Below are 12,164 nucleotides of genomic sequence, written 5' to 3' on the forward strand. Positions count from 1 at the left end.
CGCAGCCTATATGAACGCTTGCGTATATACGCAAGCGTGCAGGTTTACGTCGTGTCGCGCCTCGCCGTCAGCAGCCGCGGCTTGCCCACCGGCGGCGGCAGCGTGCGGGCCAAATGCACGGCGCCGGCCGCGGCGTAGACCCCGTCGCAATGGCCGGTGCCGCGCCGGACGAACACCCACGTGTCGCCGCGCCTCTGCCGCTCCGCCGAGACGGCGTGCGCGTTCAGCAGCGGGTCGTCCGAGTGCGCGATCTCGCCCGAGGTGACCTGCTCCGCGAAGCCCATGCACACCGCCGCGACCTCGCGCCGGATCGCCTCGACCGCCACGCCGGGCGGCGGCCATCCCTTGCGCTCGCCCAAATCGGCCGCCACGGACGCGGCGGGCCCGTCCGGGAACCACCCGACCTTGCGCGGCTTGATCCGCCGCACGAGCGCGGGCAGCTTCTGCCGCAGCGTCGCCGTGTCCGTCCACGTGTCCACGACCTCGATGCGCACCCGGCCGTCGGGCAGCACCCCCGCAGCGACGAGCGTCGCGTGCTTCCCGTCCTCCGACAGTTCCAGGCACAGCGCGATGTTCGAGCGCACGTCGGCGAGGTCGCCCGGGTCGTTGCACGCTGTCCACTCGTCCAGGTCGATCGCGGGGTCGAGCATGGGCACGCGCATGCACAGGATCTCGGTGAGGAACTGCGCCAGCTCCTCGCCGCCGTTGCGCTTCGCTCGGCGCGCGTCGGCCAGCAGCGAGCGCAGCCCGATGCCGCGGCGGCCGAGGTTCGGGTTTGCCGCGGCGAGCGCGTGCGGGTCGTCGGCCTCCGACCCGGGCGGCGCGGACCACTCGAACAGCCCCAGCTCGGGGTCGGCGTCCGGCCGCATCCGCTCGATGCCGTTCACCAACTCGACAGCGTCATTCCGCAGCGAGATCAGCACCACGGCGGTGTCGTCGCCCTGGTTGGTGATCGCGAACGCCTGCGCGGCCGCGATGGCGTTCATCGCGTTGTACGCGGCGTTCCACGCCTCCCACGACCGATGTTCCCGCAACTCGTCCAGGATCAGCCGCCAGACACTGAGCGACCGGCCGCCTTTCCGGTTGCTGGCAGCGATTTTGTACCGGCTCTTGTAGACCGTCCGGAGCGCCTGCTCGCCGTTCGTCCGGCGGATGGTGCGCACGTCCTCGTCGAGCTCGTCGATTTCCTCGATGAGTTCGACGGCCTTTTCCCACGATTCCCTTGCGTAGTCGAGGTTTGTCGACGTGCCGAGGATCAGCCGGACGCGCGCGATGAACAGCCAGTAGAGCGACAGCACGACCAGTACGTGGGTCTTGCCGTTCTGCCGCGCCACGATGACGAGCACCTTGCGGAACCGCGGATTCCCGGACGCCAGCAGCTCACCGGCGTGGATCACGAGCCAGCGTTCCCACGGGTCGAGCGGCTGCTCCAGGATGTCGCGCGCGAAGTCGTCTACGGCGAACCCGTACGTCGTCCGCCGCGTGTGCGCGCACCCGCACCCGCACGGGCCCGGCGGGCCGGTGACGAGCGGCGGCGTGAACAGCCGGGCCTCAGTCCGTCCCAGTACGTTCGTCGTGCTCGGCTCGGAGTGCTCGGAGCCGGGCTCGCTTGGGGCTTTCGGCGGGGCCGTCAACGCCCTTACCTCCCTTCGGTGCGCTCGCGGTGAGTTGTTCGAGCACCCGCAGCAGCGGCGGGACGGTCTGCCCGAGCAGCCGCGCCCGCTGCTCGGCGCTCATCTCGTCTACGGTCGCCGCCAGCAGCTCGGCGACGCGCACGCGCGCGGCCTGCTCGCTCCCCAGCTCCAGCGCCTTGCACGTCGTCCGCACGGCGTCGAGCAGCGTGGACGGTGCCTCGTTCTCTCCGGCCATGTCGTCGCCTTCCTCGCTCACGACCCCCCACCCCCCTCAGGGGAGAGAGAAAACACTGCCGGGGTGTTCCTGCCGCGCGGGTTGGCCGGGAAAAATCCCCCGCACCAACGAGATTCGCGGGTGTTCGTGTTGATCATCGACGTGTTCGTGTCCTGTGTGTTCACCATCGGGTGCGTGGGGTTGGCCGGGGGTCGCCCTCGTCCGGCTCGCCTGCTGCGAGGTTGCACTCGGCGTGCGTGGCCATGAGGTAGCGGGGGTCGTCGCCGTGCCGCTTGCCCTTGGTGTGGTGGACGTGCAGGCATCGGGGGTGTGGGTGGCGCATGGTCGGGTCGATGGGCTGGTGGCAGAGTCCGCACACCCAGCGGTCGCGGGTGGCGATCTGCATCCGGAGCTTGCGCCACCGGGGGGTGCTTCCGCCGGACCAACTCCGGCTCATGTCCGGGGTCCTCCCTGTCCAAATAATTCCTTGTCAATCCTTGGGTATCTCTGCTAAGCTGATGGCACAACTTCAGAGAGGAGGTGAGATGCAAATGGGAGAGCTGGGAATTGCGATCTTGCTCGCGATGCGCGATCAGGGCTGGTTGATTGCCTTCCATGAGGAAGGGATGACGACCGTCAGTCCGGGCGGCGCGGCGCGAACGGTTCCTACTTCGCTGCTGGGCCCCGAGAACGAGTGGAAACTCCGCTACGTGCTCATGGCCTGGATCGCAGTCGATGGTCTCGCGTGGCCTTGGCCTCCGGATCACGATGAGTTGATCCGGGGCGAGGTTCCGCCGAGCGACGGATAGCGGGCTGGCCGGGGGTGCGACTATCACCCCCGGCCAGCTTTCCCAGACTACCGTCCCATGAGTTCCTTGACTGAAGCTCGATATCTGGAGGAGGATGGTTGCATGAATTCCTGGAACCTTCACGTCGGGGTGAGACTCACCAGCGCGCCGTCGGACCTCGACGCGTTCGCGCTCGGCCGCCGGATCGCCGGTGATGACCTGCTGTCGACCTCGGTGCACGAGACGCGGTTCTCCGTGCTCGCCAGCGCCGACGGGGGCGACCCCGTGGTGGAGATCGGCGAGTTCACCGACCGGTTTGTCGAGGCGGTGGCCGCGAGCGGCTACGTGATCGAGGATTGGGAGCTGGTCGAGTGCCTGTCGGCCGCCGAGGTCGAGCGTCGGCTCGAATCGGCGTCGATCCCGCCGCTGATTTCGGCACCCGACTTCGCGGAGCTGTGCGGATTCAGCAGGCAGCGCATTTACGAGCTGGAATCCGACCGGCGCAAGGCTGCCGAACGCGGCGAGCAACACCCGTTCCCCACGCCGCTCGTGCCGGGCTGGTGGATCAAAACGGCGGCCGAGCGGTACGCGGCTACCCGGAAGTCCAAACCGGGCCCCAAACCGCGGAACGCCTGAACCGCACGCGCCGATGCCGGCCACGTCCTCGAACGTGGCCGGCATCGGCGTTTTTCGGGTCGCGATCACGTCGACGGTCCGGTGTGGACGACGAGCCAGAGCCGCGGTTTTCCTGGTCCGGGGTGGATTGCCGGTGCCCACCAGGTGAGGTGTTCGGGGGTGTCGGTCGGGATAAGCTTCGCGTCGACCAGGCCGTCGACGGCCGGTTTCTGCGTGGCGACGAGGTTGTCGGAGTCGCGGCCGCGGTTGTCGCCGGGCGCGTAGTGCAGCTGCACGCTGACGTGGTCGAGGGTGCCGAGTTTGAGCTTGGCGGCCTGCCATGACGCGGCCTCGCGCAACGTCCGCGTGCGCCGGGCCTTCTCGTACCGGTTCAGCCGCTGGTTCATCGTGAGCGGCGGTTTGCCCGCGTGGAGCGGGAGCTCGATCTCGTGGACGGTCTCAGACACGGTCGGCCTTCGCGTCGGCGAGCTGGACAAGGCTGCGGATCATCTGCTCGCCGTCGAGGCCCCAGCTGTCGAACACGGCGCGGATCTTGTCGAACCGAAGCAGGTCTGCCGCCGCCTTTCTGGCGAGGTTGGGAATCGAGTAGCGGCGCCCGCCAGCGTTGTAGCGGGGGCCGAGGATGTCGAGCACTTCGGCCGCGGCGCGCTGCAAGGCATCGAGCGCGATCTCTGCGGACTGGCGTTGCTCGGGGGTCTTGTCCGCGAGCAGTCCCTGCGCGGCGAGTGCGCGGGCCAGCTTCCGGTACGGGTCGCGTTTGGCGGTCCCTGTGGGCGATCCGTCGGCGCGCCACATTGCCCACGCGGCACTCTCGATGGGGTCCTGCTGAGACTGGTCAGGCATGGTCGGCCTCCTTCTGTTGTGCCGCTTTGGTGCGGCTGGGGTGGTAGCCGCGGATCGGGCGCCATTCGCCCGCGTGCGCGCCTCGCGTGAGTCGGTAGCCGCACGGCCGGTGTTTCCCGGCGCGGCAACGTTCGTGCGGGCAGACGACCGACAGTTCGGGGTCGCTGGCGGTGGTGTTGCGTTCGGGCCAGCCGAGCCGCGCACCGATCTCGGCGACGGCCGCGCGCACGCGCTCCGGCTCGGCGGGCGGCGCGGTGGGCAGCTGGCGCTCCGCAGGCAACGGCGCAGTGCGCCGGGCGGCTTTGATCCGCTGGGTGACGTGGCCGGGCATCAGGAAATCCGTCTGCGTCGCGTAGTGCTGGTGCACGGCCTCGACGGCCTCGCCGAGCGTCCACCGGCCGACCTGGCTCGCTTCGCGCCAGGCGGCGACGTTCAGGTCTCCAGGCCTGCGGTTGTCGTAGCCCATCGCTGCGGCGAGGACGGCGCGGATCTGCTCGTCGGTGAGCCCGGCCGCGTCGGCGGGCGCGCGGTAGCTCGGCATCAGGCACCTCCGGGGAGTGCGCGGAGCGCGGGGACGGGGGCGACCGGATTTCGGCCGCTGGCAAGGAATTGCTCGGCGAACGCGTCGGTCGGCGAGGTTGCCGAGCCGGTGCGCGGGCTGGCGTTGGCGACCTGGTGCGCGACGCTGGCGAGCGTCTTCGGGTGCAGTCCCCTCGCGCCCCATTCGCCGAGGACGGGCGCGATCTCGTCGGCGCTCCATCCGTCGGCCAGCAGCGCGTCGACCTCGACGGCGAGCGCGGACAGGACGCTGGTGGGCGGGCGGCGACGGCATTCGGCGGCGTAGGCGTTGACGAGCCGGTGCGCGGCCGGGCTGTGCGCGGTGCCCGCGAGGTCGCGCGCGCTTGTGCGTCGGCTTACGGGCAGCGAACTACGGGAGTCTCGCTCGCTTCTTTTCTCTGTCTCTGTCTCTGTCTCTGGCGACGTTTTGCGATCGCTTCCCGATCGGTTGTCCGAGTCGCTGTACCGATCGCTATGCGATCGCCGGGGACTCGGTTCCGGCGGCTCCGGCGGCGCGTCGGCGAGGCAGAACTCGCACTCGGGATCGTGGATGCCGCGCTCTTCGTGCCAGCGCCGGTGATTGCCCAACCTCGCGCCGCGTTTCTTCGCCTCGACCTTCTCCGCGATCAGCTCCGCGGAGCGCTGGTGTTCGAGGTAGTCGTGCATGAGCACGTGATCGCCGTGCGGCTCGACGAGCCCGGCGCGCTCCAGCTCGTCGCGCGCGCCCTTGGTCCCGCGTTTCTTCCACACGGGCACCGGCACGCGGCCGTCGGTGCGGTGGCGCGAGCACCATCCCCACGTCGTGATCAGCAGCCGGAAAGCCTTGTCCGACAAGGCCGCGACTTTCGGGTGGTCCTCGATCCCGTCGTGGACGCGGATGTATGTCCGCTCGTCCCCCATGGGTTGTGCTCCTGTCATGGTCGTGCACCGGGGCCCGGCCGAATCGGGATCGGCCGGGCCCCGACGTGGTCACTGCTGCGGGCTCACCGGGCGCGGCGCAGCGCCGAGCAGAACCGGGATTCCGGCCGTTGCGAGCCCGGCCGCGAGCGTGCCGCGGATCGCCGCGAACGCGTCACGCCTCACGAGGTCGGGCCGCACGAGCCGGAAGCCGATCCGCAGTCCGTCCTTGTGCACGTCGAACCGCAGCCGCGCGGTCACCGGCACCGGCGGCATCCCGAGGAACGGCGACAGCGAGATCACGAATTCGCGCGGGACCTCGACCGTCCCGGCCTTGGGCGCGGTCTTCGCGGTGGTCTGCTCCGTGTACTGGAAACTCACGTCGCCGGTGTCCAGGTCGACGGCCGACTCGAACTCGGCCCGGCGGTGCGCCTTGAAATTCATCGACACTTCCAACAGCGACGCGCTGTCCGGCTGAATGATCGAGGGCGCGTAGTCCTGCAAGAACTCGGCGAAATCGATCTGGCTCATGTACTGGCCGGACCGCTTCGCGAACGCGTTCCACTCCGGGTCGTCCTGCAACTGCAGAACGGCGGTGTGATCGCGCCAGCCCGCAGCAGCCGGACCCTGGTGGTCGTTGAAAACGGCGGTGAAGCTGCTCGCGTCCTCGTTGCCCCAGACGGTCGTCCGGCCGTCGCCGAGCCGTCCGACGTAGTCCACGAAATGCGTCGGGTCGTGCAGCGTCGCCGAGCCGCGGCTCCGGAGCGGGATGGCCTGCCAGCTCTCCAGGTTGATCCGCTCGATCCGCTCGTCGTCGCGCACGACGCGCACCACGTGCGCGCCGTCCGCGTCCAGGTCGAACGGCACCGGCGGCTCGTTGTAGCCGACACGGCGCGTCAGGTCCTCGATCCGCGCGCCCTCGCTGGCGTCGGCGTCGAGCTTGCTCGCGTTGCTCACGTGCGTGTTCTCCTTGCTGTAGCGGGGAAACGGGGGTCAGTACAGCGGTTGCTGATTCGGGTCGTTGCGCACGAGCGCGCCCTCGTCGGTGGCGTAGAAGATGCTGGCCGGCGTTTCAAACCGCGGCTTGCTCGTGACCACACCGGCGGTCACGAGCACCGCGCCATCGACGCCTTTCTGCGGCTTCACCTGCAGCGTGAGCGTGAGCTTTCCCGCCTTGTGCGTGGTGGTCACGGCGGTCACCAGCTCGGCCAGCTGCGCGGACAGGTCGGCGTGCGTCTTGCCCTTCGCGAGCGTCAGCAGCGTGGCCGCGAAGTCCGGCGGGGCGGCCTTGGTGTCCTCGGCCGATTCAGTGGTGGGCACTCGGTTTTCCTTTCGTAGTGGGGAAACTGGGGTGTCGGCGGGGCCGCGGCTGTGCGCGGCGCGACCCCGCCGACAGGTCAGGGCTCGCGGTCGCGCGGAGTGTGGCTGTCTGCAATTGCGAACTGCAAACTGTCGAAGACCCCGCGCTGGTATCCCTCGTGGACGGCGTGCGCGCGGTTGATCGCGCCGAGCTTCTTCAGGATGTGTTTGACGTGAGTGCGCACGGTCTCGACCGACAGGAACAGCTCGGCCGCGATCTGCGCGTTTTCCAGGCCGAGCGCGATCCGTTGCAGCACCTCGACTTCGCGGGAGGTGAGCGTGCCCGGCGGCTGTTTGTCCGCCGGTGCCAGCGTCGCGCGGCTCACCCGGTAGCGCGGGACGTTGTCGTTCGGTCCGGGCGGCAGCGCCTCGGCGGCGGTGACGGTCTTCAGTCGCCCGCTCACCACCTGGACAGCGTCGGCGGTCACGAGCAGCACCAGCGCGACGTCGGCCGGTTTCCGCACCGGCAACACGCGCCCCGGCCGGGCGGCGGCGCTCACGACAGCACCTCGTCCAGGTCCGACCAGTCGAGCCGGTCGGACTCCCGGCCTTCGGGCACCAGCCGGAACACCAACTCGACGAACGCGGCGATCGGCTGGCGGAAGAAGGTCAGCCCGACCGGCTGGCCGCAGCACGGGCAGGAAAGCCCCAGAGCGAGGAAATCCGCGCTTGGTGCCACGCGCACCGCGCCCGCGCCGACTTCGGCGGTGAGGCCGTCGCGCAGCAGCTCTCGCCCGAGCAGCCACGCCAGCGAGGGGTCGCGCGAGAGAGCGAGCGTGACGGCGTACGGGTCGCGGTTCGGTTCGTAGCTAAGGATCATCGGCAGCGGCTGCGGCTCGCGCCCACCCATGATGACGAGCGGGGCAACGGGGACGGCGAGTTTCATGCGTCACCGCCGGTCGCGTCGTCGGCGGCCTGGTCGTGGTCGGCGGCGTTCGTCAGCGCTGCCACCTCGGCCTCGATCACCTTGCGCCGCTCGGGGTCAGCGGTTTTCCACTCCCGCTTGAACTCGGCGATTCGGTCCTCGGTCGTCTCGGCGAGCGGCTGCACGACGAACACGGCGCTTTTCCCGCGAGACACCAAAAGCGGGACCTGCTTCCGCTTCTCCAGGTGGCTCAGGTGGGACACCCGCGTCCCGCCGACCTCTTGGCCTCCGAACCGAACCGAGGTGTCGCAGTACAGGGTCACGCGGCGCCCGACGTACGTTGCCGCGTCGGGTCCCCAGCACGCCACGAGCACGCGCCGCATCGACTTGCCCGGACGCCACGGGCGCGGGAAACCCGCCAGCGTGATGTTCACCGGCTGCTCGACGTTGCCCGGACTGACCCGCTCGATGGTGAACGTCTTCGGCCCGCCGAGCAAATCGACGGCGTCGAGCTGGTCGCTCGTCGGGGCGATCGTGTCGGACAAGTCCATCAAATCCTCATCTCCATGAAAGTGGTCCGCTCGGTGGCGGGAAGTCCCTCGGTTTTCGCGAGGTAGTCGGCGGTCATCTCGACGGCGGCGGCCTCGAATCGCTCGGCGGCGGCGATGATCGCGGCGTGCCATTCCGGGTCGGGCAGCACCCGCTTGTGCCACATGGGCATTCCGCCGCAGAACGAGATGAAGTCGAGCCACGCGCGGCCGGACACAAGCAGCCCGGCCTGACACTGCGCCACGTACTCGTCGGGCACCTCGCCCGTGAGGATGGTGCGCAGGTGGAGCTTGGAGCGGCGCGACTTCACCTCGATCAGGCCGTCGTCGCCGACGAGGCCATCGGGCGAGTAGCCGAGCTGCCAGGTTTCCTCTTGGCGGAGAAGGAAACCGACCTGCCGGACGGGGCGCTCGTAGACCTCGGCGTACAGGTCACGCGCCCGCAGCTCGTCCTCGATGCCGCGCAGCATGTCGTCCCCGACGTAGGTGGGGTCGGTGTAGCCGGTGATCCGCTCGGCGACGAGCTGCGCCGTAATGCCACGACTCGCGGCGTTGGCCGCGGGCTTCCGCGTCTTCGGCGTGACCAGCTGCCCGACGACGGACGCGGTAAGGATGCCGCGACGCTGGTCGTGCCATTCGTCAGAGCCCTGGATCACGTCAGGGAACGCGGTCAGGGTCACGAGGTCACCGCCGCGCGGCTCGCCTCAGACACGGTCATGCCGGGCTCGTGGTCGATCGTGTCCACAATGGACTCGGCCAGCGACCGCAGAGACCGATCGTGCCCCACCCATGCCGGGTCAAGCTCGACCGTAATCGTCAGCTCGACGCGGTAATCGCCTTCCTCCGTCTCACCGAGGAACCGGGCGGCTTCCCGCTCGATCCCGTCCCGCCACGAGCGCAGCATCCGGCCGAGCCGGTCCGTGGCGGCCAGCGCCTCGTCGACGGCGTCCGCCGACACGATCCGCGCGCTCATCGCGCACCGCGCTTCGGCAGCTGGCGCACCATCACCGGCAGGTCTTCCGAGACCGCCCGCACGGCGGCGGGCAGGTGCCCGCCGCACGCGTGCTGCGCCTCGGAGTCTTCCTCGAACCGCTCGGCCCGGAACGCCGCGCGGTGGCCGCATCCTGTTGCGCCGCAGTAAATCTTGTCGTCCATCAGAATCGCGTCTCCCAACGCACCCAGCGGCCTCCGCGCTCCAGGTGCTCGACTTGAATGTCTCGGTCGTCGGTCGCTTCCCGCCTGGCGCGCTCGTACAGCCCGGCCGGGCCCCACGTGCAGCAATGGCACGCGCCCACCAGCTCATCGAGCACGCCCGGCGCCGGGGTGTCGCCCGGGTGCGGAGTGATCCGCCAGCGCACGAGGTGCTTCGCCTGCTGGCACCACTCGCATTGCTCCGGCTCCTGCGCGGCCGTCGACGCCGCTTCCCACTCGGCGCGCCCGGCCTCGGTCTCGATCACCGGCCGCAGCACCGGCGGGCCGCCGAGCACGACGCGCGTGCGTTCCATGACGGCGGTCATCCGAGCCACCACCCGAGCCCGGCACCGGCGAACACGCCGACGGCAGCGGCCATGACAGCGAGGCGCGCGCTGGTCAGGTTCCGCGCGAACCAAGCCGCGGGCCCGGTCGGTTCGGCGGCGATCGCCGCCAGCTCGAGCGTGTGCTCGTCGGCCGCCTCGGCGAAGGTCTCGAGGAAATCCGGCGCGCGGTGGCGGCCGACGTAATTGGCTCTCGTGGGATAGTCGGTGTCGGTCATCGGAGGTGCATCTCCCTTGGTCGGGCCCGCTCCGCAGTCCCGCAACGGCTGCGGAGCGGGCGTTTTCTGTTTCAGGCAGCGGCTTTGAGGTCGAGCACCGGCTCGGCGGCGACCGGCGGCAGCCAGTGCCGGAGGTCTTCGGCGAGCGCGGCGTCCGGGCTCGGCGCGGTCGCAATCAGCCGCGCGATGAAGTCGGCCGCCGACTCGCCGGGGCGCGCCACGATGACGTGCTGGCCGGGCTTGAGCGGGGTCTCCGGCGGCGCGGTCATGCGACGGGCTCCAGGACGGCCGCCACTTCGACGTCGAACACGGCGACCAGCACGGCGAGTTGCTTCACGGTCGGCTTGACCTGTCCGGTTTCGATCCGGCTCAACCGGGTGCGGTCGACGCGGTGGCCGCGCTCGGCGGTCTTGACCTCGACTTCGGCCTGGTCGAGCCCGGCCAGCTCGCGCAGCTCGCGGAACTTGCGTCCGCTGACCGGAAGGGCGAGAGGGGTTCGGGGCATGGTGCGAACGTACGACACAAAGCCACACATGTCCACACATGTGTGAACATGTGCGATCACGAGTTGATCACGACACTCTGTGCTTCCGCGTGTTCACACATGTGCGGTAATGTGTTGCTATGTGTCAACCGGGGAGGCTCGATTGAACGGCCAGCTGGAACACCTCATAGGGCAGCTCAACACCGAACGACTAGACCGGGGCATGAAGTGGACGGGCGTCGCGGGCGAGCTGCACATCAGCCCGCAGCATCTCCTCCGCATCCGCCGAGGACAGTCGCCCATCAGCGAAGAGGTTGCCGCGGCGATCGACCGGTTCCTGCGCCGAGCGGTCGGCACCACCGCGCGCCAAACGGCCGGCGCGGAGGTTGACACCTTCCTCAGGCAGCCCGCCGGTACCGGCTTCCGGCAGCTCATGACCGGGAATCCACCGGACGCCACCGACGAGGAATTGGCCGGTATGTCGCCGCGAGAGATTGCGCGCTTGGCGGTGTGGCACGGAAAAGCACATGGCGACGAGGCGCGGCAAAAGCTGCTGCAAAGAGCCGTGGACATCCACCGAAAAACGCTCGACACCCTAGCGTCGCAAGTCGCCGAGGACAACGAGCATTCTTGATTCTGTCCAACAGTGACTTGCCACATAGGCCGAACGTGTGGTTCGCCAGCTGTCGACTAACGCACCGCTACGCAACATCGATGTTCCCCTCGTACGGAAATGCCCGACCAGGGCAAAAGGAGGGGATGTGTCGGTCCGGTCTCACCCAGAGCGGGTAACACACAGTGTTCAGCGGGCTGCTCAGTGGCTGGCTGTTGCGCTGCTCGCTCTGCTCGTCGTCCACCTGTCGTTTCTGCGGAACGGCGACCCGACGACGATTTTCAACATTCACCTGGTAATTGCGGGGACTGCCGCATCCGCAGCAATATTCGCCTGGTGCACGCGGCAAATACTGCGTTCGCACCGGAAGAATCGCGACAAGTTCATCGCGGAAATCAAGGGGCTGGAAAGCCGCATGATCACTCGCGACGACGTGCAGCAGATACTGCAAGAGGCGTACGACGAGGGCCAGATCACCGGCTTAGCAACCGGCCTCGCCGACCTCCGTCGAGGCGAGGCCAGCCGCCGAACCGGCGAGGTCTAGCCGCCCGCAGTCAGGACGCGCGCCGCTTCCCCCGGCCGCGCCTGCTCGGGGCCTTCTCATCGCGAACGATCATCACCTGCTCAGTGATCGGCATCGGCACGCGCCGTCGACCGCGGCCCACTGGCTTGATCCGGATCTCGCCGACGTACTCCGGCACCAGCAGCCGCCGCGCGATCAGCCGCCGCGTTTCGATCGGCAGCGGCTTCCACCGCTTCCGGACGTCCGGGCCGGGCTCGATCAGGCCGTCGATCACCGACGGCTGCAACGCCTTTTCCTCCGCCTGAAGGGACTCGATCCGCTGCTCGATCCCTGCGGCAATCGTCGTCACGAGCGCCACCGTGAGCCCCGGCTCCCGAGCCGCGGCCCTGCGCGCCAGGTCATCGCGTTCGGCGACCTCGTCCGCCAGCTTCCGGCGCACGCCTCCATGC

General features: G+C 69.2%; 24 protein-coding genes. 4 read left to right on the top strand and 20 right to left on the bottom strand.

All coding sequences use genetic code 11. The features are described from left to right. Positions 1 to 44: 44 nt before the first annotated feature. The 3 genes from FKO37_RS43590 to FKO37_RS43600 all read right to left on the bottom strand — a co-directional run bounded on the left by FKO37_RS43590 (position 45) and on the right by FKO37_RS43600 (position 2,305). The gene (locus FKO37_RS43590; protein ID WP_238608173.1) at positions 45 to 1,634 is read right to left on the bottom strand and encodes a terminase; all 1,590 of its coding nucleotides are present in this window, start codon (positions 1,632 to 1,634) and stop codon (positions 45 to 47) included. After that, a complete protein-coding gene (locus FKO37_RS43595; RefSeq protein WP_238608174.1) occupies positions 1,552 to 1,890 on the bottom strand; it encodes a hypothetical protein in 339 nt (112 codons plus the stop codon). Before FKO37_RS43595 ends, FKO37_RS43590 begins: the two co-directional genes overlap by 83 nt. 139 nt (positions 1,891 to 2,029) lie before the next feature. Continuing rightward, positions 2,030 to 2,305, bottom strand: a complete 276-nt coding sequence (locus FKO37_RS43600; RefSeq protein WP_238608175.1) for a hypothetical protein — start codon at positions 2,303 to 2,305, stop codon at positions 2,030 to 2,032. A gap of 94 nt (positions 2,306 to 2,399) precedes the next feature. On the opposite strand from FKO37_RS43600, the gene FKO37_RS43605 reads away from it, so the two are divergent. Next, entirely contained in the window at positions 2,400 to 2,657 is a 258-nt protein-coding gene (locus tag FKO37_RS43605) for a hypothetical protein (RefSeq protein ID WP_238608176.1), read from the top strand. Between the two features lie 102 nt (positions 2,658 to 2,759). Next, positions 2,760 to 3,272 (top strand): hypothetical protein, encoded by a 513-nt coding sequence (locus FKO37_RS43610; protein ID WP_238608177.1) that lies wholly within the window; start codon positions 2,760 to 2,762, stop codon positions 3,270 to 3,272. Between the two features lie 65 nt (positions 3,273 to 3,337). Here FKO37_RS43610 and FKO37_RS43615 read toward each other — a convergent pair whose 3' ends face one another. The 16 genes from FKO37_RS43615 to FKO37_RS43690 all read right to left on the bottom strand — a co-directional run bounded on the left by FKO37_RS43615 (position 3,338) and on the right by FKO37_RS43690 (position 10,600). Beyond that, positions 3,338 to 3,718, bottom strand: coding sequence for a hypothetical protein (locus FKO37_RS43615; protein ID WP_238608178.1), 381 nt, complete (start codon positions 3,716 to 3,718; stop codon positions 3,338 to 3,340). Next, positions 3,711 to 4,115, bottom strand: coding sequence for a hypothetical protein (locus FKO37_RS43620; RefSeq protein WP_238608179.1), 405 nt, complete (start codon positions 4,113 to 4,115; stop codon positions 3,711 to 3,713). The genes FKO37_RS43615 and FKO37_RS43620 overlap by 8 nt, the downstream gene beginning before the upstream one ends. Continuing rightward, positions 4,108 to 4,656 carry a hypothetical protein gene (locus FKO37_RS43625; RefSeq protein ID WP_238608180.1) on the bottom strand — a complete coding sequence of 183 codons (549 nt, stop codon included), beginning with the start codon at positions 4,654 to 4,656 and terminating at the stop codon, positions 4,108 to 4,110. Before FKO37_RS43625 ends, FKO37_RS43620 begins: the two co-directional genes overlap by 8 nt. Then, the gene (locus FKO37_RS43630; protein WP_238608181.1) at positions 4,656 to 5,573 is read right to left on the bottom strand and encodes a hypothetical protein; all 918 of its coding nucleotides are present in this window, start codon (positions 5,571 to 5,573) and stop codon (positions 4,656 to 4,658) included. The genes FKO37_RS43625 and FKO37_RS43630 overlap by 1 nt, the downstream gene beginning before the upstream one ends. Before the next feature lie 69 nt (positions 5,574 to 5,642). Then, positions 5,643 to 6,527: a DUF2303 family protein gene (locus tag FKO37_RS43635; protein WP_238608182.1), complete on the bottom strand. Its 885-nt coding sequence runs from the start codon at positions 6,525 to 6,527 to the stop codon at positions 5,643 to 5,645. A 36-nt stretch (positions 6,528 to 6,563) separates the two neighbouring features. Then, complete coding sequence (locus tag FKO37_RS43640) at positions 6,564 to 6,890, bottom strand: hypothetical protein (RefSeq protein ID WP_238608183.1); 327 nt, start codon at positions 6,888 to 6,890, stop codon at positions 6,564 to 6,566. A gap of 77 nt (positions 6,891 to 6,967) precedes the next feature. Further along, positions 6,968 to 7,429: a LuxR C-terminal-related transcriptional regulator gene (locus FKO37_RS47675; protein ID WP_308196578.1), complete on the bottom strand. Its 462-nt coding sequence runs from the start codon at positions 7,427 to 7,429 to the stop codon at positions 6,968 to 6,970. Further along, positions 7,426 to 7,815 (bottom strand): SsgA family sporulation/cell division regulator, encoded by a 390-nt coding sequence (locus FKO37_RS43650; RefSeq protein WP_238608184.1) that lies wholly within the window; start codon positions 7,813 to 7,815, stop codon positions 7,426 to 7,428. Before FKO37_RS43650 ends, FKO37_RS47675 begins: the two co-directional genes overlap by 4 nt. Then, positions 7,812 to 8,345 (bottom strand): hypothetical protein, encoded by a 534-nt coding sequence (locus tag FKO37_RS43655; protein ID WP_238608185.1) that lies wholly within the window; start codon positions 8,343 to 8,345, stop codon positions 7,812 to 7,814. Before FKO37_RS43655 ends, FKO37_RS43650 begins: the two co-directional genes overlap by 4 nt. Further along, complete coding sequence (locus FKO37_RS43660) at positions 8,345 to 9,022, bottom strand: lambda exonuclease family protein (RefSeq protein ID WP_238608186.1); 678 nt, start codon at positions 9,020 to 9,022, stop codon at positions 8,345 to 8,347. Before FKO37_RS43660 ends, FKO37_RS43655 begins: the two co-directional genes overlap by 1 nt. Further along, positions 9,019 to 9,315, bottom strand: a complete 297-nt coding sequence (locus FKO37_RS43665; RefSeq protein WP_238608187.1) for a hypothetical protein — start codon at positions 9,313 to 9,315, stop codon at positions 9,019 to 9,021. The genes FKO37_RS43660 and FKO37_RS43665 overlap by 4 nt, the downstream gene beginning before the upstream one ends. After that, positions 9,312 to 9,497, bottom strand: coding sequence for a hypothetical protein (locus tag FKO37_RS43670; RefSeq protein ID WP_238608188.1), 186 nt, complete (start codon positions 9,495 to 9,497; stop codon positions 9,312 to 9,314). Before FKO37_RS43670 ends, FKO37_RS43665 begins: the two co-directional genes overlap by 4 nt. After that, complete coding sequence (locus tag FKO37_RS43675; RefSeq protein WP_238608189.1) at positions 9,497 to 9,859, bottom strand: hypothetical protein; 363 nt, start codon at positions 9,857 to 9,859, stop codon at positions 9,497 to 9,499. The genes FKO37_RS43670 and FKO37_RS43675 overlap by 1 nt, the downstream gene beginning before the upstream one ends. Next, positions 9,856 to 10,095: a hypothetical protein gene (locus tag FKO37_RS43680; protein ID WP_238608190.1), complete on the bottom strand. Its 240-nt coding sequence runs from the start codon at positions 10,093 to 10,095 to the stop codon at positions 9,856 to 9,858. The genes FKO37_RS43675 and FKO37_RS43680 overlap by 4 nt, the downstream gene beginning before the upstream one ends. Before the next feature lie 71 nt (positions 10,096 to 10,166). Then, positions 10,167 to 10,364: a hypothetical protein gene (locus FKO37_RS43685; RefSeq protein ID WP_238608191.1), complete on the bottom strand. Its 198-nt coding sequence runs from the start codon at positions 10,362 to 10,364 to the stop codon at positions 10,167 to 10,169. Then, a complete protein-coding gene (locus FKO37_RS43690) occupies positions 10,361 to 10,600 on the bottom strand; it encodes a helix-turn-helix domain-containing protein (protein ID WP_238608192.1) in 240 nt (79 codons plus the stop codon). The genes FKO37_RS43685 and FKO37_RS43690 overlap by 4 nt, the downstream gene beginning before the upstream one ends. Positions 10,601 to 10,742: 142 nt before the next feature. Here FKO37_RS43690 and FKO37_RS43695 point away from each other — a divergent pair, with 142 nt between their 5' ends. Further along, positions 10,743 to 11,213 (top strand): helix-turn-helix transcriptional regulator, encoded by a 471-nt coding sequence (locus FKO37_RS43695; RefSeq protein ID WP_238608193.1) that lies wholly within the window; start codon positions 10,743 to 10,745, stop codon positions 11,211 to 11,213. 127 nt (positions 11,214 to 11,340) lie between these two features. After that, on the top strand, positions 11,341 to 11,736 hold the full coding sequence (locus FKO37_RS43700) for a hypothetical protein (protein ID WP_238608194.1): 396 nt from the start codon (positions 11,341 to 11,343) through the stop codon (positions 11,734 to 11,736). Positions 11,737 to 11,746: 10 nt separating this feature from the next. On the opposite strand, the gene FKO37_RS43705 is transcribed toward FKO37_RS43700, so the two are convergent. After that, the coding region (locus FKO37_RS43705) for a hypothetical protein (protein ID WP_238608195.1) at positions 11,747 to 12,164 on the bottom strand (418 nt) is incomplete at its 5' end.

This window comes from Amycolatopsis sp. Poz14 (assembly GCF_006704225.1).
GTDB classification, from domain to species: Bacteria; Actinomycetota; Actinomycetes; order Mycobacteriales; family Pseudonocardiaceae; genus Amycolatopsis; species Amycolatopsis nivea.

Excerpts from the sequence above, each read along its gene's own strand:
- FKO37_RS43675 (WP_238608189.1), bottom strand. The coding sequence starts at position 9,859 with ATGACCGCCGTCATGGAACGCACGCGCGTCGTGCTCGGCGGCCCGCCG.
- FKO37_RS43690 (WP_238608192.1), bottom strand. The coding sequence starts at position 10,600 with ATGCCCCGAACCCCTCTCGCCCTTCCGGTCAGCGGACGCAAGTTCCGC.
- FKO37_RS43680 (WP_238608190.1), bottom strand. The coding sequence starts at position 10,095 with ATGACCGACACCGACTATCCCACGAGAGCCAATTACGTCGGCCGCCAC.
- FKO37_RS43625 (WP_238608180.1), bottom strand. The coding sequence starts at position 4,656 with ATGCCGAGCTACCGCGCGCCCGCCGACGCGGCCGGGCTCACCGACGAG.
- FKO37_RS43670 (WP_238608188.1), bottom strand. The coding sequence starts at position 9,497 with ATGGACGACAAGATTTACTGCGGCGCAACAGGATGCGGCCACCGCGCG.
- FKO37_RS43685 (WP_238608191.1), bottom strand. The coding sequence starts at position 10,364 with ATGACCGCGCCGCCGGAGACCCCGCTCAAGCCCGGCCAGCACGTCATC.
- FKO37_RS43665 (WP_238608187.1), bottom strand. The coding sequence starts at position 9,315 with ATGAGCGCGCGGATCGTGTCGGCGGACGCCGTCGACGAGGCGCTGGCC.
- FKO37_RS43630 (WP_238608181.1), bottom strand. The coding sequence starts at position 5,573 with ATGGGGGACGAGCGGACATACATCCGCGTCCACGACGGGATCGAGGAC.
- FKO37_RS43600 (WP_238608175.1), bottom strand. The coding sequence starts at position 2,305 with ATGAGCCGGAGTTGGTCCGGCGGAAGCACCCCCCGGTGGCGCAAGCTC.
- FKO37_RS43620 (WP_238608179.1), bottom strand. The coding sequence starts at position 4,115 with ATGCCTGACCAGTCTCAGCAGGACCCCATCGAGAGTGCCGCGTGGGCA.
- FKO37_RS43610 (WP_238608177.1), top strand. The coding sequence starts at position 2,760 with ATGAATTCCTGGAACCTTCACGTCGGGGTGAGACTCACCAGCGCGCCG.
- FKO37_RS43650 (WP_238608184.1), bottom strand. The coding sequence starts at position 7,815 with ATGAAACTCGCCGTCCCCGTTGCCCCGCTCGTCATCATGGGTGGGCGC.
- FKO37_RS43655 (WP_238608185.1), bottom strand. The coding sequence starts at position 8,345 with ATGGACTTGTCCGACACGATCGCCCCGACGAGCGACCAGCTCGACGCC.
- FKO37_RS43605 (WP_238608176.1), top strand. The coding sequence starts at position 2,400 with ATGGGAGAGCTGGGAATTGCGATCTTGCTCGCGATGCGCGATCAGGGC.